Source organism: Bacillus sp. CFBP9009 (assembly GCF_036541465.1).
Taxonomy (GTDB): Bacteria; Bacillota; Bacilli; order Bacillales; family DSM-1321; genus Peribacillus.
Genome location: NZ_JAZHFU010000003.1, coordinates 20494 through 42366 on the forward strand (window position 1 = coordinate 20494; position 21873 = coordinate 42366).

Here is a 21873-nt window from a genome sequence, read left to right on the forward strand (position 1 = left end):
GGGAGGCTTTTGTTTTTATATTTTAAGTAAGGATTTAATGCGAAGGGCAAGCCGTATCTGGAGTGTGGTCTCCGAATCTTTCAGGCTTTTGCCGAGCAGCTCTTCGCATTTCTCGAGTCTGTATACAACTGTGTTTCGATGTACGAATAACCTTTTGGCAGTTTCGGATATTTGACAATGAGTTTCGAGATAGACGGATAATGTCTGTAATAAGGATTGCTCCTCCTCGGTGAAAACCTTTGAAAATCCCTGTAGTGCATAATGGTGAAAATTCATGAGGTCTTCTTCGGGGATGATCCTCAATAATTCCATAATATCCTTCGTTCGGAATATTTGGATGTATTCGGTCCTTTTCGAAAGACCTCCTTCGAGAAGGGAGTCGTTCGCTTCTTTGTAAGAGTTCTTGGTCTGTAAAAAACTCTTGCTCAAATGGCTCACTCCGAAAGAAATCGTGCAGCCGAACTGGCTGGCTGTTATCCTTTGCAATGATTTTAGCGAGGTTTCGACAGTTTGGAGAACGTCGGCAGAGACTTCATTCACTTCATATAAAAGAATGCATTTCTTGCCTTTGGTAAAGAGATGAATGGGATTGGGTGATAGGCAAAGTTCATCTTCCAAAAACTCGTATATCGAATCAGCCCTTCGTTGCAGCTGTGTGTAACTTATGTCCGAATCGGATTCATCGATCTTTCCGACTGCGCATATATAGGTTTGTTCATTGTGTAAGGAAAACTCCTTTGCCCGATTTATGATTTCCTCTTGTGAGGAGAAACTGCCATCAAGAAAATGAAGGAAGAAATCATTTCGGATATTCCGATCATGCTGTTTAAGGGCGTGTTCTTTCATCAAGGCAAAAGAAATGACATTAGTTGCCTGTTCTATCGTCAATGTTATGAGGTTATCGCTAGTCTTGATTTCTCCTGATATCGTCAAATAACCAAATTTTTCTTCATTCATAAAGATGGGGAAGACGGTATAGGGCTGTTTATTGGAAAGGGACGAAAATGAAAAGAAAGACGTTTTGGTTTTGTGGAATCGGAATCCCTCTTCGCTCATTTTTTTGATTATTGGAATAATTCCGGCTGTTGAGATTGGTTGGAATATTGGTTTTAGGTACTGGTCAACTAATAAGATGGGGTATCCAATCATATCCGATAAATGATCAAGCAGCTTTTGAATCCCTTTGCCGCGCATGATTAAGTTTGTAAATTGCTTATGTGTTTCCATGGCAAAAGTCAATTCCGCTGCACGTTGATCCAAAATCCCCCGTAATGTATGGTTGATGATTTCCCCGAGTGACAATTCGGCCGGGAGTTCAATGATTGGAAAGGATAAATCATTGGCAAGAACCAGTGCCTCCTCAGGTATTTCCTTTAGGTACCTCCTTGTCTTTATTCCTAGGGCTGCGCAGCCTTGGCTTGCCATCGCTTCGACGAGTGATGACAAGAGATGCGGCTTGTCCTTTATGTGATAAGCAGTCGTTACAAGGAATTCATTTGGTTTTAAAAAGTTGATGATATCCGGAGCGTCCATCATATTGACTGTGCGGACTTCCCGTTCGATCCCTGTTTCTCCGGCAATTAAATGCATGCCGGTTAATGCTGGTAATGTTAAAAGTTCGGCTACCTTCATCTGAAACACCTCGTTTTGGAAAATTAGAGTATTGAGTGTAAGTTTATAAATACAGGGGAAATGAATCGGTTTTAAATTAGTGCATGTTACTGATATTAGTCTGAATCCCTCCGTTTACTAACGTGCTTTGCGGATTTTCATTATCATATCATACAAACCCTTTGGCATATCCTACAAATTTCATTGTTTGGATTGCCGGGTAAATAAAAATGTATTTGTATGTTAGGTTTTGTGACATTGTTGGTGACATATTATCTTGATTTTGTTAATATTTATAAAAAATTAACGTGAGGATAAGGGAGACGATAAAATGAGTGAAGGCACAGTTGCTTCCAGTAAGAAAAAAAGAGTAACGCCGTTTCCAAAAGAATGCACATTCAGCAAAGGGGACTGGGATGTATTATCGCAATATTGGTTTCCTGTGGCTGCAGTCGAGGAAGTATCGGAAAAACCGATAGGCATTAAACTTCTGGATGTGCACCTTGTCCTTTATCGGGCCAATGGGAAGATTATCGTTGCGAGGGACCTTTGTCTGCATCGCGGTGTGCCATTAAGCATGGGGTGGGTGGATGGTGATGATATCGTATGCCCTTACCACGGTTTTAGATATGGTCCGGAAGGGAATTGTACGGGGATACCTGCGCATCCCAACGCTAAAATATCCCCGCGTCTTTGCATTAATATTTATCCCGCGATAGAGCGCTACGGCTTGGTTTGGACTTCGATTGCGAGCGATAAAGAGGATATTCCGAAGTTACCGGCCTGGGATGATGAGGAATATTTGAACATCCTGCCGCCATCCATAGATATTGCCGGTTCAGCCGGTCGGCAGATGGAAGGTTTTTTGGATGTGTCCCACTTTGCTTGGGTTCATTCGGAAAGCTTTGCTGATCGTAACAATCCTATCGTTCCTAGTTATAAGGTGGAAAAAACGGAGTATGGCCTGCATGTGGAATACTTAAGTTCCGTCAGTAATTACGGAAAAGGCATGCGGCATTTAGAACCTGACAACTTTGAGTGGCTGCGTATTTTTGATATCTATCCACCGCTGGCGGCCAGGCTTACTGTCCATTTCCCGGAGGATGGAAAACTTCACATCCTGAATTGTGCCAGTCCGGTTTCGGCACGAAAGACAAGAATGTTTTCGCCGATGGCCCGTAACTTTGATTTAGATGCCCCGGTTGAAGATACTTATGAATTCAATTTGCAGATTTTCAATGAAGATAAGGAAATGGTGGAAAATCAAAAGCCGGAGGAGCTGCCTCTCGATTTGCAAGCGGAAGCGCATATCGCGGCAGATAAGACGTCGATCGCTTATCGTCAGCTATTGAGGGAATTAGGCTTAGGCTCAAATTATACAAGTTGATAAAAAGAGGGTGTCCGGTTTAATGGGCGCTCTCTTCTTTTATTGGCTTGCTTTCAGTTGGTTATTTTGCACAAAAAAACACCGAAATACTAACAGAATTGTCAATGAAGTTAAATGCGAAAGTAAGTAAAATAATAGATAACATAAATTTGTGAATATTCATAACATGAATGGATATTGAGAAGGGAAGCGATGTGATGGGCATTCAAATCGAAAAATTCATAGATGAAAAGGATGATGTTGCGTCGATGATAGAATGGTTGGCATCTTTCGGGGCAACGGAGAGTAATGGGGTGACCCGGTTATTATATTCCAAGGAATGGATGAGCGCTCAGCAGGCAATGAAAGCTGAGATGGAAAAAGAAAACCTCATTACATATTTTGATAGTGTAGGCAACTTGTTTGGCAGGCTTGAGGGAACGGATCTCTCCGGTGGAATCATTCTTACCGGTTCTCATATAGACACGGTCAAGGATGGGGGGAAATATGACGGCGCATATGGGGTCATCGCTAGTTTCCTAGCAGTTAAGAGGTTGTATAAAGCCTATGGGCCGCCGCGAAAGACGATTGAAGTCGTTTCCTTTTGTGAGGAGGAAGGAAGCAGATTTCCCTTAACGTTTTGGGGGTCGAGGAATATTAAAGGAATCTATGGTCTTGAGCATGTCAGGGATTTAAAAGATACAGAAGGAATTCCTTTTTTGGAAGCCATGAAAGAGTCAGGGTTTGAACCTGAAGCCTATAAAACCCCGGTCCGCGAAGATATTGAACGGTTCGTCGAAATTCATATAGAACAGGGGCTGGTGCTTGAAAAGAATGAGAATGCAATTGGGGTCGTCAGCCATATTGTCGGGCAGCGCCGTTATACGGTTAAAATCATGGGTGAGAGTGATCATGCGGGCACCACTCCCATGTCATACAGGAAGGATGCTGTCGGTTTTGCTTCGGAATTCATTTCTTTTTTAACGAAAAAAGCGAAGGGGATGGACCCGGGTTTAGTTGCGACGGTTGGCAGAATTGATGTTAAACCTAATGTTCCGAATGTCATTGCTGGTGAAGTGGAGCTCAGTCTCGATATCAGGCATCACGAGGAAGAGGTTCTTGAAAGGTTTTGTAAGGAAATCTTTTCGACTTTCGATTCCTTGGCAAAGAAAGCTGAAATGAAGCTGGAAGTTTCACAATGGATGGATGTCAAACCTGTTGCGATGGATCGGGAAATGAATCGCCTTGTCCGAAAGATAGCTGAAGATAAAAATATACCATACCAAGATATGGTCAGCGGAGCCGGCCATGATGCGCAGGTATTTGGTTCGTTTTGTCCGACTTGCTTGCTGTTCGTTCCAAGTAAGGGGGGGATCAGCCATTCGCCTAAGGAGTTTACGAGTGTTGCGGATATGGAAAAGGGAATCGACGTTTTAAGTGAAATACTATATAAATTAGCCTATTAAAGGAGTTGGGGAAAATGGCATATTCAGAATTGAATGCACCGATGAGAACGATCATGACACCAGGACCGGTCGAAGTGGACCCGCGTGTTTTAAGGGCGATGAGTACACCGATATTAGGGCAATTCGATCCTGCATTCACTACAATCATGAATGAAGTGATGGAAATGCTGCGTTTGGTTTTTCAAACGAAAAATAAATGGGCATTCCCGGTCGATGGCACCTCAAGATCGGGTAATGAAGCGATTCTATGCAGCATCATTGAGCCGGGAGATAAGGTTCTGGTTCCCATATTCGGTAGATTCGGTCATTTGTTGGTCGAAATCTGTGAGCGATACGGAGCTGAAGTCCATACGATGGAATGTCCTTGGGGAGAGGTGTTCGAACCGCAAGCTGTCATCGCGGAAATCAAGAAAGTCTCCCCTAAAATAACAGCAATCGTTCATGGGGAAACTTCCACTGGTTGTATGCAGCCTTTGAAGGAAATCGGGTTGGCCTGCCGTGAATTGGGTGTCCTGCTTGTGGTGGATGCGGTTGCCTCCATCGGGGGCACCGATGTTAAGGTGGATGAATGGTGTATTGATGGGTTGATAGGAGGGACACAAAAATGCTTGTCGGTTCCTTCAGGTATGGCACCGATTACGTATAATGAGAGAATAGAAGAAATCATCCAGTCCCGCAAAAAGGTGGAACGTGGTATTGCGACGGATGAAGACAACCAAAAGGTTTCGCTCCGCCGTCCGATCACCAGTAATTATTTCGATTTAAGCATGCTGCAGGATTATTGGGGACCGCGCCGCTTGAATCACCATACAGAAGCTACTTCCATGATTTATGCGTTACGTGAAGGATTGCGCCTTGTGCTTGAAGAAGGTCTGGAAACGCGCTTTGCCCGTCATGAACTCCACGAAGCTGCTCTCGTTGAAGGGATCAAGGCAATGGGGCTAACGTTATTCGGGGATGGGAAAAACAAACTTCCGTGTGTAACTTGCATCGAAATTCCAAAAGGAATCGACGGTGAAGCTGTAAGAGCCATGCTGTTGAATGAATTTGGTATCGAAATCGCTTCCTCGTTTGGTCCGCTTCACGGGAAAATCTGGAGGATCGGGACCATGGGATTCAGTTGCAGGAAAGAAAACATCCTCTTTGTATTGGCTTCCTTGGAAGCTGTCCTTTTGCGCCAAGGGTTCCAAGTTAATCGGGGAGAGGCTTTGCAGGCTGCTCTGGATGTGTATGTGGGAAAGACGGAGAGAGTGGCTGCATCAAAGGGATCTCTTTAATTATAAAACTATTTTGGAGGAGTGGTCCGTATGTCAATATATGATCTTATTATCCGCAATGGATATGTAGTTTTTCCTGATGGAGTGAAGAAAGCTGATCTTGCCATCCAGGTTGGGGTGATTGTTAAGATTGGGGATATCCTGGATGGTAAAGGTGATGTAGAGTATGAAGCGGATGGCCAGCATATCTTTCCTGGTATGATTGATGTCCATGTGCATTTTAGCGAACCTGGCCGTGCTCATTGGGAAGGCTTTGAAACAGGATCGCAAATGATGGCGGCGGGAGGCTGCACCACATATTTCGATATGCCATTGAATGGAATCCCTTCAACGATTGATCGAAAGGCTCTCCTTGAAAAGGGCAAGCTCGGTGAGATGAAGTCGGTTGTAGACTTTGGATTATGGGGAGGACTGGTCCCGGGAAATATCGATGATTTAGAGTATCTCGCCAAATCCGGAGTCATCGGATTTAAGGCATTTCTTTCAGCGACGGGAAATGAGGAGTTTGAACGGGCAGATGATTTCACCCTTTTACATGGAATGAAGAAAATAGCGGAATTGGGAAAGGTCTTGGCCCTTCATGCGGAAAGTGATCCGATCACTCAGTGGTTCAAGCGGGAAAAAGAGAAGGATGGACTATTCAGTGCGAATGATTATGCAGCTACAAGACCTGTGCAAGCGGAAGCGGAGGCTGTGGAACGTGCCATTACATATGCAGAGTTAACGGGCTGTCCGCTGCACTTTGTCCATATTAGCAGTAGTTTGGCCATCGAAAAAATTGAATCGGCCAAACAAAAGGGGCTGGATGTGACGGTCGAGACGTGTCCGCATTATTTATTATTCAATCAGGATGATTTAATAGAAAAAGGCGCGGTTGCAAAATGTGCTCCCCCGCTAAGGGAAAGAGAAGAACAAGAAAGATTGATTACCCGTTTAATGGAAGGGAAATTCGATATGATTTCTTCCGACCACTCACCATGCCCTTATGAGCTGAAAGATCCTGCCATACATAATATTTTTGAAGCGTGGGGCGGAATAAGCGGGGGGCAATTTTCGCTGATGTCGATGATAGAATTGGCTGTTTTACAAGGTATCCCGCTTCATAAAGTCGCTGAGTGGACAGCTTCAGCCCCGGCAAAAAGGTTCGGTCTCTCCTCTAGAAAAGGACAAATTAAGGTAGGGAAGGATGCAGACCTTGCCATCGTTTCACTTAATGGTACGCATGAAGTTTCGGAAACGAATTTCTTCGCGAAACATAAGCAAAGCGTTTATATGGGCCATACCTTTCCTTGCCAAATCACGGCTACCATTAATAGAGGGAAAATAGTTTACGAGACTGATGTAATCAGTGAAAGGGAGCGTGGGGAGTGGCTAAAAGTGATAGATTCCAGTATTGCGGTCAATAGCTAGGAAGAAGGGTTGTAAAATAAGGGAGGGGGATTCCAAATCGGGAATCTCCTTTTTATTAGCTCTGCGTATGTATCATGGGCAAATCAAGGGGAAAAGAAACCGGACAAGTGGATTGCTTGTCCGGTTTCAAGCGTTACTTATTCAACTTGGTCGACAAAATATTGATTTTTCCTGTATACCATCGCTTCCATGGTTGCAATCAATTCCCTTTCATTTAACACGTCTATTTTATACCATGCCAGTTTATGGTTTTTCTTTATCTCTTCCGCTCTGGCAGTTAAAGTCTCACCCCGTTTGCCAGCTGATAAGAAGTTGATGTTGTTTGAAACGCCAACCGCAATTTTGCCATATGAATTGCTGGCTGCTGCGAACACGTAATCAGCAAGTGAAAAGATAATGGCACCATGAACCGTTCCGTGGCTATTTAGCATGTGGTCACTTGGAATCAATTCTGCTTCCGCTGTGCCGGGACCGAGTTTCGTCAATCTCATCCCTAGAAAAGAAGCATATGGTTCGTCGGCCAGAACTTGTTTGATTTGATCGTAATGCAATTCGTGAATATCCTGATCTAAATGTGTGGTCATGGAAATCCCCCTTCTTAATGGTCTTTTGCTGAACTTATCCCATATCCGGTGTTTGATTTGAACAGTACTTCAGCAAAACTGTTTTCCTCATCTTTTGCCTTTGACAAGATTGTGCCTAAATAAGCTCCAATAAAGCCGAGCGGCACGGTGAAAATGGTCGGGTTGCTCATCGTGAAGAGGGGATCGCCCGTGAAAATCCCCATTCCAGGTTCCGGATTCCATACATTGGGGCTGAGCATGACCAGTATGATGGAGCTGAGTAACCCGAATAACATTCCTGTGATCGCTCCGGTTGAGTTGAAGCGTTTCCAATATATTGTGCAAAGGATAATCGGTAAATTGGCACTGGCAGCAATTCCAAGCGCGAGGACTGAAAGAAAAGCGACATTCATTGATTGTGCGAATAAAGCAAGTAGAATCGAAATGACCGCTACGCAGACAGAAGCCAATCGGGCAACGAGTACTTGCTGTTTTCCCGTAATATTTCCATCCTTGATGATTTCACCGTATATATCATGTGCAAAAGCGGATGCCGACGTTAAAACAAGACCGGATACAACCGCTAAAATCGTGGCAAATGCTACAGCAGAAACGAATGCGAATAAAAATTCACCGCCCATGGTTAATGCAAGAAGGGGTGCGGCCATGTTTCCAGCAGGGTTTGCTTCGACGATCCGATCAAACCCGACGAAAGATGCAGCGCCGAAACCAAGGAAAATAGTCATGATGAAAAATATCCCTATAAACCATGTGGAATATACGACGGACTTCCTTGCAGTAGCTGCGTCCTTTACTGTAAAGAAGCGGACGAGTAAATGCGGAAGGCCGGCTGCCCCAAGGACAAGCGACATATTAAATGAAATCATGTCGAGTCCATCGGTGTATTTATTTCCTGGATTCAAAAATTCCTTTCCAAGCGGTGTTGCAGTTTGGACATGATGGAACATCTCTGAAATGTTGAAATTAAAACGCGAAAATACGATGAACGTCAACACAGCAGAACCGCCTAGTAAGAGAACCGCTTTGGTGATCTGCACCCAGCTTGTCGCTGTCATCCCGCCGAAAATTACATAAATCGTCATCAGTACACCGACAAGCAGAACGGATAGCCAATAATCGATGCCGAGCAGCAGTTTAATTAAACCTCCTGCACCGACAAGTTGTGCAATCATGTAAAAGATTGAAATGACAAGTGTGTTAGCCGCAGCTATCCCACGGACTTTTTTTGATTTGAATCGTGCTGAAATCATGTCTGCCAGCGTAAACTTACCTAAATTGCGAAGTGGTTCCGACACAAGATACAATAAGACAAGAAAGGCAACAAGGTTCCCGATGCTCATGTAAAAGCCATCAAAACCAATCAGTGCGATTGCACCCGTAATTCCGAGGAAAGATGCGGCTGACATAAAGTCACCTGCCACGGCCAATCCATTCTGCCATGCTGTCAATCCGCCGCCGGCCGTATAAAAATCACTGGCATTTTTCGTCTTCTTAGAAGAGTAATAGGTTATAGTAAGCGTTAACACAATGATGCCCAAAAAAAGCGTGAGGGATAAAATGCTCATTCGCCAAGCTCCTTCTCATATTTATTCAAGATATTTTTAGCCATCTTGTCGTACTTCGCTGCTTTTTTTATATAGACGATTCCCCCTATCCATACGACGGCAAATTGGAGGAGTGCGTATACCCAAGCCCAAGTAATATGGAAGAAGGCTTCGCCTTTCAACACTTCGCTATAAGCAGCTAAAATTGGCAGAACAAAATAAAAAGCAAGAAAGAAGAGAGTGACAGGTACGATGAAAGCTTTTTTCTTTTGGATTAGTTCCTTGAATTCCTTCGTTTCAATTAATTGACGATACTCGTTTCCGCTGTCATGACTTGCTGGTTTATGCCCTGTTTTAACCGGTGAATCCATAATAATCCCCCTTTTTTGTTATAGTACATTTTTTAAACGTCCGTTGAAAAAGTGATACATCACTATTAAGTTAACATAGTCAGAATATTTAGTAAATTAAAAAATGATTTTTTTGTTTATTCTGTCATTTTTTGTAGAATTATAAAAAACATTATTGACAACGTAGAAATGACGTATTAATCTTGAAGTGAATCATAACAATAATTAAATCTCCGTTTTATTACCGTTATGCATGTCGGTGGGACAATAGTAAAATTGAGGGGGACTGAAAAAATGTACAATCCGGAAGTTGAAACGGCTTCGCGTGCTGAAATGGAAAGTTTACAAATGGCACGCCTAAAAAAAACGATAAGCCATATATATGAAAATGTACCTTATTACAGAGAAAAATTTAGAGAGATGGGCCTGGAACCAGAAGCTATTCAAACTCTAAACGATGTGATAAAGCTTCCCTTTACAAAAAAACAGACTCTTCGTGATCAGTATCCATTCGGTTTATTCGCCGTTCCGATGGAGGATGTCACACGCATTCATGGTTCATCCGGAACAAGCGGAAAGCCTACAATTGTCGGGTATACGAAAAATGATTTGGAAAACTGGGCAACAATTGTCGCACGTGGAATTGTAGCTGCAGGAGGTCGCAAGTCAGATATTTTCCATAACGCATATGGATATGGTCTGTTTACAGGGGGCCTGGGTCTGCATTGCGGTGCAGAAAAGCTAGGAGTTGCGACAGTACCCATTTCAGGGGGGAATACCGATAGGCAGATAACGATCATCAATGATTTTAAACCGCGCGGCATTTGTGGAACGCCTACTTATATTTTGAATATCGCTGAAAAGATGGAAGAGATGGGAATTGATCCTGCTGATAATGGTCTTGAGTATGGGATTTTCGGAGCTGAACCATGGTCAGAGGCAATGAGGGCAACACTTGAGAGGAAACTGAACTTGAAAGCCATCGATATTTACGGATTGAGTGAAATCATGGGGCCCGGAGTTGCGATAGAATGCCATGAAGCACAGGATGGACTGCATATTGCAGAAGACCATTTTCTTGTCGAGGTCATTAACCCGGACACGCTTGAACCAGTTGAGGACGGCGTAGATGGGGAACTTGTCTTTACCAGCCTTACAAAGGAAGCGCTGCCAATCATTCGTTATCGTACAGGTGATATCGCCTCAATTACTCATGAACCGTGTAAATGCGGGCGTACGACAACTAGAATGTCCCGTGTTAAAGGCAGAACGGATGATATGATCATTGTCAGGGGAGTGAATGTATTTCCATCTGAAATAGAGCGTGTGTTATTCCAAATGGAGGGAATTGTCCCTCATTATCAGATTCATCTCGTTAAGAAGGGAAAAATGGACGGTGTTGAACTGCACATTGAAATTGAAAGCGGTTTCTACAGGGAGATTGAAGAAGACTTAACGCATGGAAATGTAGAAATATTAAGGAAAACGATTCAGCATCATTTGAAATCCGCATGTCTTGTAACGATGGATATTGTTGTCAACATCCCAAAAAGCATTCCTCGTTCAGAAGGAAAAGCCATTCGTGTCGTTGATAAGCGGAAGGATGAAGTCATTCGTTTATAAATTCCGTGCTCATGAAACATAGCGTTGAAACCGTACGATTCTAATCGTTTAGTATTTGCCTGCTTATGTCCCGATTGCGATACGTGGAGCTGGAGAAACCAAACAAGAAAACGCGATACATAAAGCGGGGTCATCAGTTAAAGGAAGAGAAGATGGAGCCAATCATGCAATAGAGTAGGAGGAGGGGATCTTGGTTAAGTATACAGTTGTGGATCAAGAAACTTGCATCGCATGCGGCGCGTGCGGTGCTGCTGCACCGGAAATCTTTGATTACAATGATGAGGGAGTGGCATTCGTTATCCTGGATGAAAATGAAGGAACAGCAGAGGTCGAGGAAGATTTATTTGATGATCTGGATGATGCAGTGGAGGGCTGTCCGACAGATTCAATTAAAGTGGCAACTTCGCCCATTAAAGTTTTAGTGGATTAAAAGATTCGTGAAATTTCCTGATAATTTCCTTTAATCTCGAAAAAAGACAGAATAATCTTGCATTAAGTATAACAATAAAATATAATAACGTTATATAAACGTTATATTATAAAAAAAGAGGTGATTTGAATGAACGTTCTTTTAAATGATATGGCAGGAGAAGAAAAGCTAAATCAATTCATTGCCAGAATCGAAGCAGGAGAAAAGATAGAAGCGGATGATTGGATGCCGGAAGAATACCGGGGAACGTTAATCAAGTTAATATCGATGCATGGAATCAGTGAAATCATGGGGGCGCTTCCAGAAAAGGAATGGGTACCTAAAGCCCCGACCTTAAACAGAAAACTTGGAATCATGGCAAAGGTGCAGGATGAAATGGGACATGGGCAATTATTGCTTCGAGTCGCCGAGGATTTGCTAAAGCCGTACAGTAAAAAACGGGATGACCTTATGCAAGATTTATTTAAAGGAGATTTAAAGTTTCATAATGTTTTCCATATGGAAGCAAAATCCTGGGGCGATGCTGGATTGATTGGCTGGCTGGTTGATGGTGCTGCCATCATTTCACAGACGAACATGCTAGGCGCCTCATACGGACCTTATGCCCGGGCATTACAGAGGATTTGCGCGGAAGAAGTTTTCCATGCCCAGCATGGTGAAGCGATAATCATGGCTTTGGCTGAAGGGACGGAAGAACAAAGGAAATTGGTTCAAGACTCCATCAATTATTGGTGGGAATCTTTATTACTCTTTTTTGGACCTCCCAGCAAGAATGAAGTGGGCACATCCAAACAGGATATAACGATTAAGTACAGAATCAGAACCAGTACGAACGAAGAGCTTCGACAAGCCTTTTTTTCTAAATATGTGAAGCGGATCCTTTCACTCGGATTTAGCATTCCCGATGAAACGCTTAGGTTTGACAAAGCATCTGAAACCTGGATTTACCAACAACCCGATTGGGGGAAATTGAAGGTATTCGCAAGGAATGAAGGTCCCCGTTCGCAGGATCGCTTAAGTCTTCGGAGAATTTCTTATGAAAATAATAAATGGGTACGTGAGGCATTGGCGCCAAAGGTCATCTAAGGGAGGGGGAAGGACGATATGGAAACTAGACAAGGAAATTACTTTGAAGAATTTGAAGTATTTAGCCGTAAAACGCAATCATCACCCGTTCAATACCACTTCAGCCTGCTGGCCCCGAATGAGGATATCGCCATCATGATGGCACAAGAAAACTTCATGAGACGTGAAGCGGTTGATGATATCTGGGTCGTGAAAAGACAGAATATACGGAAAATGACGGCCGAGGAAAAGAAAACGCTTCAACGTATCGATAATAAAGACTACAGGACCACAAAAGGATACGGGTATTTAAAGAAAAAATGGAGGAAGTATGAGCAGGGAATGCTCGATGAAAAAGAGATAATGTCTTGGGCTGGAGGTGTGAAAAATGAAGAATGAATCATTGAAGGACATCGCAATCAAGGAATTGCTGCTTCAACTGGCTGACGATGACTTCATCCATTCATACCGCGGAGCAGAATGGTTGGGACTCGCACCGCATATCGAAGAAGATGTTGCATCCGCTTCGATATCTCAAGACACGATGGGGCATGCAGCCATATATTATAAATTACTTGAAGAACTCGGTGAAGGGGATGCTGATAAGCTGGCTCACGACCGTCCCGCCAAGGAACGGCGCAATGCAATCATTCTCGAATTGGTCAATGGTCCTGGTTACTATATGAAAGACCCGGATTATGATTGGGCGTTTGCGGTAGTGCGGAATTATTTTTATACCCAAGCCAAAGCGATTAAGGTTCAATCCCTTCATTCATGTTCATATGAACCGCTTGCTGAAGTGGCCCAAAAGGTACAGATGGAACTTTACTATCATTTGATGCACTGGAAAACATGGTTCGTCCAATTGCTGGGATCTGGTCACTTGGAAGCGGTTTCGAGAATGAAAGCGGCGATCGGGAAAACGATGCCCGATTTTGCTGGAGTATTTTCACTTGGACAATATGGAGAGGAAATGGTTGAGCTCGGCTTGATAGAGGGCGAAGCTGTCTTACAGAAAAAATGGATCGAGGCCATCACACCAATTTTTGAAAGTGTCGGCTTGGCAACAACGATTCAAATAGGGATGGCAAGAGGTGATGGTCGTAATGGCCAGCATACGGAAGATTTGGAAAAGGCGCTAGAAACGCTAAGTGAAGTATACGCAAGCGATAAAGCAGCTTCATGGTGAATCAATAGAAAGGGGAGGGGTACCATGGCGACCGTACAGTTAAACACAGAAGAAATATATAAGCTCCTGGAAGACGTTAAAGATCCCGAAATCGATACAGTAAGTATTCTGGATTTAGGGATGGTTGAAGACGTGACGGTTTCGGGCCAGGACGTTTCGGTAAAAATGCTGCCAACTTTTCTTGGGTGCCCGGCATTGTCGATCATTCAAAAAAATGTGGAAACAGCCCTTCGACAGCTGCCTGCCGTAAAAAATGTAAGTGTGGAATTTTTACGTTCCCCTTCATGGACATCCGATCGAATTACGGAAAAGGGGAAAGCTGGATTGAAGGTTTTCGGAATCTCCCCTCCTCCTCGACAAATGAAAAGTGATGGATCATGGCATGTGGATTGCCCATATTGTGAATCGACATATGTCACGATGGAAAATATCTTCGGTCCAACGGCCTGCCGCAGCATTTTATATTGTAAGGCATGCAAAAATCCGTTCGAAGCGATGAAACCAATGATAAAAATAATCTAATAAAATGGAGGTTCTATAAAATGGTAAAGTTAATCGCCCTATACAAACAACCTGAAAACAAGGAAGAGTTCGATGAGCACTATTTCAATGTACATGGTCCGATAACGGAAAAAATTCCTAGACTTCAAAAAATGGAGGTCACTAAAATTGTAGGGACCCCAATGGGCAAAGACTCTGAGTATTACATCCTTTGTGAAATGTATTATGAAGACCACGATGCATTGCAACAAGGAATGCGTTCCCCGGAAGGAAAGGCATCAGGGAAAGACCTAATGGGCTTTGCCGGGAAACTTGTAACGATGATGATCGGCGAAGAAATAAAATGAATGCGCTTCAATTCATTGAAACGTCAATCGCGGATGGCATTGGTTATATCTCTTTAAATCGGCCGAAGCAACTGAATGCCCTTAACAGGAAAATGGTGAGGGAAATAGTTTCAACAATGGAAGAATTCGACCGGGACCCACAAGTGAAGGTGATCTTGCTATCGGGCAATGGAAAAGCATTTTCCGCTGGAGCAGATATTGACGAGATGGTGAACGAAAATCCAATCAGTATGGAGTTAACGAACCAATTTGCCGATTGGGACCGAATAAGCCTAGTCAAGAAGCCTGTGATTGGTGCGGTGAAAAGTTTTGTATTCGGCGGTGGTTTTGAACTTGCTTTATCCTGTGATTTCCTGATTGCCGCCAGCGATACCCAGTTTTCCTTCCCGGAAGTGACGCTAGGGGTCATGCCTGGTGCGGGAGGAACCCAAAGGTTGACGAAATTGGTAGGCAAGACAAAGGCACTTGAATGGATGTTGACGGCTGAAAGGATAAAGGCAAAGACAGCTCTCCAATATGGTTTCATTAATAAGATCGTGGCACCTGAATTGTTAATGGAAGAAACTGTTGATTTTGCCAGGAAGATAGCAAAGCAACCCCCGTTAGCTGTAAGGCTGATTAAAGAATCCGTCAATAAAGCCGTTGATTACCCCTTATATGAGGGCATGCAATTTGAACGGAAGAACTTCTATATTCTTTTTGCATCAGAGGACCAAAAAGAAGGAATGAAAGCATTTGTAGAAAAAAGAGAGCCGGATTTTACAGGCGGATAAGGGGTGCTCTATGTACGAAACCATCAAATATAGGGTTGAAAATGGAGTGGCATGGCTTACTTTGAACCGTCCTGATAAACTTAATGCCTTTACGTCCCAAATGAATAAGGAAATACAGAAAGCGATAAAAATATCTGCGGGGTCAGATGAAGTAAGGGCCATTATCATTACTGGGGAAGGCAGGGCCTTTTGTTCGGGGCAGGATTTATCGGATGTTGATGAGGGCATGAATTTAGGCCAGAAGCTGCGCGAAGACTACGGTCCGATGATGCAGCAAATAGCAAACTGTGAAAAACCGATCATTGCCGCAGTCAATGGAGTGGCTGCAGGTGCTGGCTTCAGTCTGGCGCTGGCATGCGATTTCCGGCTTGTTTCTGAAAAAGCCAGTTTTTTAAATGCTTTTGTCAATATCGGGTTGATTCCTGATTCGGGGAATCTGTATTACCTTTCGCGGATCGTTGGTCATGCGAAAGCCTTGGAATTATCTTTATTGGGGGAAAAGGTTACGGCTAGCGAGGCGAAAAATATCGGACTCGCTACAAAAGTGATCGGTTTGGAGGAATGGAACGAGGAATTGAAAGCCTTTGCAGAGAATATCGCAAACAAACCAACGAAAGCGATAGGTTTAATCAAGAGATACTTAGAGGCGTCCTACCACCTTTCATTGGAAGAATACTTAAAAGAAGAAGCGGAGGGTCAGCGAATTGCTGGCTTAACGAAGGATTATGCAGAAGGTGTGGCAGCATTCACTGAAAAAAGGAAAGCTCAATTCATAGGCAAGTAATATAGAAAAGGGAGTGGGATTAAATGGTTAGAGTACAAGAGGCGGCATTTGAAAAAGCGGAAATGAAGCGTGATTATTATCATCTGATCATTAATGGAGAAAGAGTGGAAAGCTCGGATGGTTCCACGATTGATGCGTATAATCCTGCAACTGGTGAAATCATTGCCAAGGTTGCAAAGGCGACCAAGGAAGATGCAGAAAAGGCTGTTCAAGCTGCACGTGAAGCATTTGATAACGGGAAATGGAAGAGGACTCCGATTAACAAACGGTCTCGTGTTTTGAACAAAATTGCAGCGATCATGCGTTCACGCTTTAATGAATTGGTTGAATTGGAGGTCCTGAACAGCGGCAAATCCATCTCTGCAGCGCAAGGCCAAGTCATGCAGGCAATTGAAGATTTCGAGTTTTATGCAGGAGCTATAGTTGCACATCGCGGATCTGTCAATAATGTTCCTGGTCAATTCCATAACTATACGGAAAAAGAGCCAGTAGGTGTTTGTGCTCAAATCATCCCTTGGAATTACCCTATGATGATGGCTGCGTGGAAGATTGCACCTGCAATCGCAGTCGGCTGTTCGGTCATAGTTAAACCAGCTTCGTTAACGCCGCTGACTGCCATTGTATTAGGGGAAATCTGTTTAGAAGCTGGTGTTCCTTCCGGCGTGGTCAATATCATTCCAGGACCTGGATCTGACGTAGGGAATTACCTTGTCGAACATCCAAAAGTGAATAAGGTGGCCTTCACGGGTTCTACGCCAATCGGCAGGGATCTCATGGGCAAAGCTTCACAGACATTAAAAAGGGTGACATTGGAGCTTGGCGGTAAGTCCCCTAATATTGTTTTTGAGGATGCAGACCTTGAAGCGGCTATCGATGGATCATTATATGGAATTTTCTACAATACTGGGCAGTCTTGCGAAGCTAGATCCCGTTTATACGTTCACGAAGACATATATGATGAGTTCGTTGCCAGATTCGTAGAAAAAACGAAAAAATTGAAATTGGGCAATCCGCTCGATAAAGAAACACACGTCGGTGCAGTCATAGATCAAGGGCAATTGGATGTCATCGACAATTATGTACAATCTGCCATTACTGATGGAGCGAAAATCCTCACAGGAGGAAAGCCAGCGGTCATCAAAGATTTCGAAAACGGTTTTTGGTATGAGCCGACAGTCATAGCGAATGTCAATCATGATATGGATGTTGTGAAAGAGGAAATATTCGGGCCGGTCGTTGTCATAATGAAATTCAAAGATGAAAAAGAAGCCGTGAGACTCGCGAATGATACGGAATTCGGTTTGGGTTCAGCCCTCTGGACAAAAGACGGCGGGCGTGCGACTAGAGTGGCCAATCAAATAGAAGCGGGAATCGTCATGGTGAATTGCCCATTCTCCGCATTTCCTGGAACACCTTTCGGAGGGTATAAGCAATCAGGATTCGGCAGGGAACTTTGTATTGAGACACTTGATCTTTATACAGAAACGAAAAGCATCATTTCCTATCATGGAAGCCGTCCCTTAAATCCCTTTGGAATTTAATAAAACATAAAATAGGCGGCTGGCTGAACGGTATGTCGGAAAAGTAATTCAGGTATGAATGAATGCTGATCTGATTCATCCGCAGCCAGCTCTATTTATTTTTGAAGGAGGAATGAACGAATGATTAGAAATCTAGTGATTGTCGGATCTGGTGTCATGGGCAGGGGAATAGCTTATGTAGGAGCAACAGGTGGCTTTAATGTAGTACTGGTGGATGTGAATCAGGATGCTTTGGAAAGTGCAAGAAACGAGATAGATGCCATTTTTGAGAAGGGTGTGCGCTACCAAAAAATCACCCAGGAAGAAGCGGCAGCTGCAAAAAGCAGATTTTCCTATTCTTCCAATTTGAAAGAATCAGCAGCATATGCCGACTTGATCATAGAGGCAGTTCCGGAAAAGGCGGAAATTAAGAGGGCAGTCTTTGAAACGATTGAAGTCCATGCAAAAGAAGACTGTTATTTTGCAACCAATACGTCCACGATGAGCCCGACGGAAATTGGTTCTTATGGAAAACGTCCCGAAAAAACGATTGCTATGCATTTTTTCAATCCTGTACAAAAGATGCCGCTCGTTGAAATTGTACGTGGGCTTGAAACCAGCGATGAAACGGCAGCCGTAATAAAAGAGGTAGCCGGAAAAATGGGAAAAGAAACCGTGGTCATAAATGAATTCCCTGGGTTTGTTACCAGCAGGATCAGCTGTTTGGTTGGTAATGAAGCGTTCTATATGCTTCAAGAAGGTTTAGGCACACCGGAGGAAATCGATAAGGCAATCAAGTTAGGGCTGAATTACCCAATGGGACCATTTGAGCTAGGTGATTTGGTGGGACTGGATGCCCGTTTGAATAATTTAAAATACTTACATAGTAAGCTTGGTGAGAAATACCGCCCGGCTCCCCTCCTTGAACAGTATGTTAAAGCTGGCAGGCTCGGCCGTAAATCAGGTAAAGGTGTGTACGATTATACAAAAGACGGCGAGCTGGTGAGGAAATGAAGGATGTTGTGATCATTGATGCTGTGAGAACACCAATCGGAAGATATAAAGGCGCACTGAAAAGCGTTCGCCCGGATGACCTCGGTGCAATTGTAATCAAGGCGCTGACCGATCGCAATCCAGAGCTGCCGCCAGATCAAATTGAGGATGTCATCTTCGGGAATGCAAATCAAGCTGGAGAGGATAATCGTGATGTGGCCCGGATGTCCGCCCTTTTAGCTGGTCTTCCGGTAAACGTAGCTGGAACGACAATAAATCGTTTATGTGGCTCCGGACTGGATGCCGTCATGTATGCTGCACGCTCCATTGCTGTAGGTGAAGGCGATATATATATCGCAGGCGGTACTGAAAGCATGACAAGGGCGCCGTACGTCATGGCCAAACCTGATAGTGAATTTCCTCGGGGGTCAATGGAGCTTCAGGATACAACGATCGGATGGCGTTTCACGAATGAGAAACTTCAAGAAATGTATGGCGCGGATTCCATGCCTCAAACGGCTGAAAACGTCGCCCTGCGTTTTTCGGTTTCAAGGGAGGACCAAGATCAATTCGCGTATCAAAGCCAGCAAAGAGCGAAAAAAGCAGTGGAAAATGAGCGTTTCATTAATGAAATCGTACCTGTTCGATATACGGATCGTAAAGGGAATGAGTTCATTATCGAGAAGGATGAACACCCTCGTCCTGACACGACCATCGAAAAGTTGGAAAAACTCAAACCGATCTTTAAAGGCGGCACCGTAACGGCCGGTAATGCTTCAGGTGTAAATGATGGAGCCTCGGCATTACTTTTGATGAGTGCAGAAAAAGCACGGGAGCTTGGATTGAAGCCTCTGGCCAAATATGTTGTAGGGGCGGTAGCGGGCTTAGAACCGTCCATTATGGGCCTTGGTCCGATTCATGCCACTAAAAAGGCATTGGAGAGGGCAAGTTTGACGATTGAAGATATCGGGCTAGTGGAATTGAATGAAGCATTCGCTTCCCAATCCTTGGAGTGCATACGCCAGTTGAAATTGGATCAGGAGAAAGTGAATGTCAACGGCGGGGCAATAGCGTTTGGCCATCCCCTCGGTGCAAGCGGGGCGCGTATTTTAACAACACTTGTCCACGAAATGAAAAAGCGGAAAGTACGCTATGGTCTTGCGACGATGTGTGTAGGCGTTGGCCAAGGCATATCGGCCATTATAGAAAATATTGAAACAAATTAAGGGGAGGAGACTCATGTCCAAGGTTATTTATGAAGTGATAAATCAAATCGGCTATGTAACAGTGAATCGGCCTGACGTATTGAACTGCTTCGACTATGAGACACTTTGTGAACTTCAGGAAGTCATCGATGCAGTTTATTATGACGGCGATATCCGTGTCGTCATTTTCACCGGTGCTGGGGAAAAAGCATTCAGCGCGGGAGCGGATTTGAAAGAAAGAAAGTCTTTGAATGATGCGGAAGTAAGAAGGAACGTTAAAGCGATTCGTGATGTTTTTAATAGTATCGCAGGGCTTCCGCAGCCAACCATAGCTGCCGTCAATGGATATGCATTGGGGGGAGGATTTGAATGGCTGCTTTCATGTGACTTTGCAATTGCTGCCGAAGGTGTTTCTTTGGGGCTCACTGAAACTAGCTGGGCCATTATTCCTGGGGCAGGCGGGACACAGCGGCTGCCGAGATTGATTGGAGAAATGAAAGCGAAGGAATTGATCTTCACCGCTAAAAAATTGACTGCAGAAGAGGCATATCAATTAGGGATCCTTTTGAAGGTCGTGCCAAGGGATCAACTAATGTCAGCTTGTGGGGAATTGGCAGCAAATATCATGAAAAACGGGCCGATTGCAGTCAAACAAGCCAAATATGCGATTGACCAAGGAATGAATACGGACTTGCAAACCGGAATGGCAATAGAAGGAAAAGCCTATGAATTGACCATCCCGACTCAAGACAGATTGGAAGCGCTCCTGGCATTTAGTGAACGGAGAAAAGCACGATTTACTGGTGAATAATATTGCGCTTTCATTTAAAAAAGATATAATAATTATTATGTCTTCCGTGTGAAAATAGTAACAATGTTAGGACGAGGTGAGAAAGATAGGTACTAATACACAATCCATGATTTTTACGATATACGGCGATTATATCCGTAACTATGGAAGTAAAATCTGGATAGGCAGTTTAATTCGTTTGTTAAAGGAATTCGGCCATAATGAGCAGGGCGTTCGTGTAGCCGTTTCACGAATGGTCAAGCAAGGTTGGATTCAATCAGAGAAGCAGGGAAATAAAAGCTATTACTTTTTGACTGATCGCGGTGTGCAGAGAATGGATGAAGCGGCCAATCGCATATATAAGATGAAACCGAATGAATGGGACGGTAAATGGCGTATCTTAATGTACACGATCCCTGAAGATAAGCGGCAATTACGGGATGATCTCCGTAAAGAATTATTATGGAGCGGGTTTGGCAGTTTTTCAAGTGGTTGCTGGATTTCCCCTAATGATTTGGAGAAACAAATCAATCGCTTGATCGAGAAATATGACATAGATGAATATGTTGATTTTTTCATATCGGAGTACAAAGGCCCAAAGGAAAACCAATCACTTGTCGAGAAGAGCTGGCATTTAGAAGAGATTGAAAATAAATATGAAGAATTCATCGAGAAATATAGCAAACAATTCATCGTTCATCAAAGCATCATTAGCAGGGGCGAAATGTCTGATGCTGATTGTTTTGTGGAACGAACGAACTTGGTGCATGAATACCGTAAATTTTTATTTATCGATCCGGGCCTGCCAAAGGCACTTCTGCCTTTAAAGTGGAATGGCAATCATGCTGCTCTTTTATTTAGCCAATATTATCAAGTCTTGGCTGAACCAGCAAGCCGTTTCTTTGAAAGCGTATTTCAAGAAAACAATGATTTATGCCGGAAAGACGAAACCTATGATGCCAAGGAACATCCACTGATCATTAAGTAAAAAAGAGCTTCAGCCAGTCGCTAATGACGACTTGCCGAGGCTCTTTTCACATTATCA

Annotated in this window: 23 protein-coding genes; 19 read left to right on the forward strand and 4 right to left on the reverse strand. The window is 43.7% G+C overall.

The window, feature by feature from the left end:
- Positions 1-15 precede the first annotated feature (15 nt).
- Positions 16-1632, reverse strand: a complete 1617-nt coding sequence (locus V3595_RS09370; protein ID WP_485906846.1) for a PucR family transcriptional regulator — start codon at positions 1630-1632, stop codon at positions 16-18.
- A 310-nt stretch (positions 1633-1942) separates the two neighbouring features.
- Between V3595_RS09370 and V3595_RS09375 the strand changes: the two genes are divergently transcribed.
- The 4 genes from V3595_RS09375 to V3595_RS09390 all read left to right on the forward strand — a co-directional run bounded on the left by V3595_RS09375 (position 1943) and on the right by V3595_RS09390 (position 7130).
- Positions 1943-2998 carry a Rieske 2Fe-2S domain-containing protein gene (locus tag V3595_RS09375; RefSeq protein ID WP_485906848.1) on the forward strand — a complete coding sequence of 352 codons (1056 nt, stop codon included), beginning with the start codon at positions 1943-1945 and terminating at the stop codon, positions 2996-2998.
- A gap of 197 nt (positions 2999-3195) precedes the next feature.
- The gene (gene allC / locus V3595_RS09380) at positions 3196-4443 is read left to right on the forward strand and encodes an allantoate deiminase (protein WP_485907571.1); all 1248 of its coding nucleotides are present in this window, start codon (positions 3196-3198) and stop codon (positions 4441-4443) included.
- 14 nt (positions 4444-4457) lie between these two features.
- Positions 4458-5720, forward strand: a complete 1263-nt coding sequence (locus tag V3595_RS09385) for a pyridoxal-phosphate-dependent aminotransferase family protein (RefSeq protein WP_485906850.1) — start codon at positions 4458-4460, stop codon at positions 5718-5720.
- A 30-nt stretch (positions 5721-5750) separates the two neighbouring features.
- On the forward strand, positions 5751-7130 hold the full coding sequence (locus tag V3595_RS09390; RefSeq protein WP_485906851.1) for an allantoinase: 1380 nt from the start codon (positions 5751-5753) through the stop codon (positions 7128-7130).
- Positions 7131-7267: 137 nt separating this feature from the next.
- On the opposite strand, the gene V3595_RS09395 is transcribed toward V3595_RS09390, so the two are convergent.
- From V3595_RS09395 to V3595_RS09405, 3 genes are read right to left on the reverse strand one after another with little or no spacing between them, the layout of a single operon-like run.
- Positions 7268-7714 carry a PaaI family thioesterase gene (locus V3595_RS09395; RefSeq protein ID WP_054397372.1) on the reverse strand — a complete coding sequence of 149 codons (447 nt, stop codon included), beginning with the start codon at positions 7712-7714 and terminating at the stop codon, positions 7268-7270.
- Between the two features lie 14 nt (positions 7715-7728).
- A complete protein-coding gene (locus V3595_RS09400) occupies positions 7729-9279 on the reverse strand; it encodes a solute symporter family protein (protein ID WP_485906853.1) in 1551 nt (516 codons plus the stop codon).
- Complete coding sequence (locus V3595_RS09405) at positions 9276-9629, reverse strand: DUF485 domain-containing protein (protein ID WP_485906855.1); 354 nt, start codon at positions 9627-9629, stop codon at positions 9276-9278. Before V3595_RS09405 ends, V3595_RS09400 begins: the two co-directional genes overlap by 4 nt.
- Positions 9630-9902: 273 nt before the next feature.
- Here V3595_RS09405 and V3595_RS09410 point away from each other — a divergent pair, with 273 nt between their 5' ends.
- The 15 genes from V3595_RS09410 (at position 9903) to paaX (ending at position 21816) form a co-directional block, all read left to right on the forward strand.
- Positions 9903-11231 carry a phenylacetate--CoA ligase family protein gene (locus V3595_RS09410; RefSeq protein ID WP_485906857.1) on the forward strand — a complete coding sequence of 443 codons (1329 nt, stop codon included), beginning with the start codon at positions 9903-9905 and terminating at the stop codon, positions 11229-11231.
- Positions 11232-11286: 55 nt separating this feature from the next.
- Positions 11287-11409 (forward strand): hypothetical protein, encoded by a 123-nt coding sequence (locus tag V3595_RS09415; RefSeq protein ID WP_485906858.1) that lies wholly within the window; start codon positions 11287-11289, stop codon positions 11407-11409.
- Positions 11410-11421: 12 nt separating this feature from the next.
- Positions 11422-11661 (forward strand): ferredoxin, encoded by a 240-nt coding sequence (locus tag V3595_RS09420; protein WP_485906860.1) that lies wholly within the window; start codon positions 11422-11424, stop codon positions 11659-11661.
- 129 nt (positions 11662-11790) lie between these two features.
- Positions 11791-12747, forward strand: a complete 957-nt coding sequence (gene paaA / locus V3595_RS09425) for a 1,2-phenylacetyl-CoA epoxidase subunit PaaA (RefSeq protein ID WP_402901551.1) — start codon at positions 11791-11793, stop codon at positions 12745-12747.
- Between the two features lie 18 nt (positions 12748-12765).
- Positions 12766-13125, forward strand: coding sequence for a 1,2-phenylacetyl-CoA epoxidase subunit PaaB (gene paaB, locus V3595_RS09430; protein ID WP_101224273.1), 360 nt, complete (start codon positions 12766-12768; stop codon positions 13123-13125).
- The gene (gene paaC / locus V3595_RS09435; RefSeq protein ID WP_402901545.1) at positions 13115-13915 is read left to right on the forward strand and encodes a 1,2-phenylacetyl-CoA epoxidase subunit PaaC; all 801 of its coding nucleotides are present in this window, start codon (positions 13115-13117) and stop codon (positions 13913-13915) included. The genes paaB and paaC overlap by 11 nt, the downstream gene beginning before the upstream one ends.
- Before the next feature lie 24 nt (positions 13916-13939).
- The gene (paaD, locus tag V3595_RS09440) at positions 13940-14437 is read left to right on the forward strand and encodes a 1,2-phenylacetyl-CoA epoxidase subunit PaaD (protein WP_252280041.1); all 498 of its coding nucleotides are present in this window, start codon (positions 13940-13942) and stop codon (positions 14435-14437) included.
- Between the two features lie 20 nt (positions 14438-14457).
- Complete coding sequence (locus tag V3595_RS09445) at positions 14458-14763, forward strand: EthD family reductase (protein WP_485906863.1); 306 nt, start codon at positions 14458-14460, stop codon at positions 14761-14763.
- Positions 14760-15536 carry an enoyl-CoA hydratase/isomerase family protein gene (locus V3595_RS09450; RefSeq protein ID WP_402901540.1) on the forward strand — a complete coding sequence of 259 codons (777 nt, stop codon included), beginning with the start codon at positions 14760-14762 and terminating at the stop codon, positions 15534-15536. Before V3595_RS09445 ends, V3595_RS09450 begins: the two co-directional genes overlap by 4 nt.
- Before the next feature lie 10 nt (positions 15537-15546).
- Entirely contained in the window at positions 15547-16320 is a 774-nt protein-coding gene (locus V3595_RS09455; protein WP_485906865.1) for an enoyl-CoA hydratase-related protein, read from the forward strand.
- Positions 16321-16343: 23 nt separating this feature from the next.
- On the forward strand, positions 16344-17861 hold the full coding sequence (locus V3595_RS09460; RefSeq protein WP_485906867.1) for an aldehyde dehydrogenase family protein: 1518 nt from the start codon (positions 16344-16346) through the stop codon (positions 17859-17861).
- A gap of 120 nt (positions 17862-17981) precedes the next feature.
- The gene (locus V3595_RS09465) at positions 17982-18854 is read left to right on the forward strand and encodes a 3-hydroxyacyl-CoA dehydrogenase (RefSeq protein ID WP_402901532.1); all 873 of its coding nucleotides are present in this window, start codon (positions 17982-17984) and stop codon (positions 18852-18854) included.
- Complete coding sequence (locus tag V3595_RS09470; RefSeq protein WP_485906869.1) at positions 18851-20059, forward strand: acetyl-CoA C-acyltransferase; 1209 nt, start codon at positions 18851-18853, stop codon at positions 20057-20059. Before V3595_RS09465 ends, V3595_RS09470 begins: the two co-directional genes overlap by 4 nt.
- A gap of 13 nt (positions 20060-20072) precedes the next feature.
- The gene (locus tag V3595_RS09475; protein ID WP_402901526.1) at positions 20073-20849 is read left to right on the forward strand and encodes an enoyl-CoA hydratase-related protein; all 777 of its coding nucleotides are present in this window, start codon (positions 20073-20075) and stop codon (positions 20847-20849) included.
- An 85-nt stretch (positions 20850-20934) separates the two neighbouring features.
- On the forward strand, positions 20935-21816 hold the full coding sequence (paaX, locus tag V3595_RS09480; protein ID WP_485907573.1) for a phenylacetic acid degradation operon negative regulatory protein PaaX: 882 nt from the start codon (positions 20935-20937) through the stop codon (positions 21814-21816).
- Positions 21817-21873 lie beyond the last annotated feature (57 nt).

What these genes read in the sequence shown, in the direction of transcription:
- V3595_RS09390 (WP_485906851.1), top strand. Translation starts at nt 5,751, where the DNA reads ATGTCAATATATGATCTTATTATCCGCAATGGATATGTAGTTTTTCCT.
- allC (WP_485907571.1), top strand. Translation starts at nt 3,196, where the DNA reads ATGGGCATTCAAATCGAAAAATTCATAGATGAAAAGGATGATGTTGCG.
- V3595_RS09475 (WP_402901526.1), top strand. Translation starts at nt 20,073, where the DNA reads ATGTCCAAGGTTATTTATGAAGTGATAAATCAAATCGGCTATGTAACA.
- paaA (WP_402901551.1), top strand. Translation starts at nt 11,791, where the DNA reads ATGAACGTTCTTTTAAATGATATGGCAGGAGAAGAAAAGCTAAATCAA.
- paaD (WP_252280041.1), top strand. Translation starts at nt 13,940, where the DNA reads ATGGCGACCGTACAGTTAAACACAGAAGAAATATATAAGCTCCTGGAA.
- V3595_RS09445 (WP_485906863.1), top strand. Translation starts at nt 14,458, where the DNA reads ATGGTAAAGTTAATCGCCCTATACAAACAACCTGAAAACAAGGAAGAG.
- V3595_RS09410 (WP_485906857.1), top strand. Translation starts at nt 9,903, where the DNA reads ATGTACAATCCGGAAGTTGAAACGGCTTCGCGTGCTGAAATGGAAAGT.
- V3595_RS09375 (WP_485906848.1), top strand. Translation starts at nt 1,943, where the DNA reads ATGAGTGAAGGCACAGTTGCTTCCAGTAAGAAAAAAAGAGTAACGCCG.
- paaB (WP_101224273.1), top strand. Translation starts at nt 12,766, where the DNA reads ATGGAAACTAGACAAGGAAATTACTTTGAAGAATTTGAAGTATTTAGC.
- V3595_RS09465 (WP_402901532.1), top strand. Translation starts at nt 17,982, where the DNA reads ATGATTAGAAATCTAGTGATTGTCGGATCTGGTGTCATGGGCAGGGGA.
- V3595_RS09370 (WP_485906846.1), bottom strand. Translation starts at nt 1,632, where the DNA reads ATGAAGGTAGCCGAACTTTTAACATTACCAGCATTAACCGGCATGCAT.
- V3595_RS09450 (WP_402901540.1), top strand. Translation starts at nt 14,760, where the DNA reads ATGAATGCGCTTCAATTCATTGAAACGTCAATCGCGGATGGCATTGGT.
- V3595_RS09400 (WP_485906853.1), bottom strand. Translation starts at nt 9,279, where the DNA reads ATGAGCATTTTATCCCTCACGCTTTTTTTGGGCATCATTGTGTTAACG.
- V3595_RS09395 (WP_054397372.1), bottom strand. Translation starts at nt 7,714, where the DNA reads ATGACCACACATTTAGATCAGGATATTCACGAATTGCATTACGATCAA.
- V3595_RS09385 (WP_485906850.1), top strand. Translation starts at nt 4,458, where the DNA reads ATGGCATATTCAGAATTGAATGCACCGATGAGAACGATCATGACACCA.
- V3595_RS09405 (WP_485906855.1), bottom strand. Translation starts at nt 9,629, where the DNA reads ATGGATTCACCGGTTAAAACAGGGCATAAACCAGCAAGTCATGACAGC.
- V3595_RS09460 (WP_485906867.1), top strand. Translation starts at nt 16,344, where the DNA reads ATGGTTAGAGTACAAGAGGCGGCATTTGAAAAAGCGGAAATGAAGCGT.
- V3595_RS09470 (WP_485906869.1), top strand. Translation starts at nt 18,851, where the DNA reads ATGAAGGATGTTGTGATCATTGATGCTGTGAGAACACCAATCGGAAGA.
- paaC (WP_402901545.1), top strand. Translation starts at nt 13,115, where the DNA reads ATGAAGAATGAATCATTGAAGGACATCGCAATCAAGGAATTGCTGCTT.
- V3595_RS09455 (WP_485906865.1), top strand. Translation starts at nt 15,547, where the DNA reads ATGTACGAAACCATCAAATATAGGGTTGAAAATGGAGTGGCATGGCTT.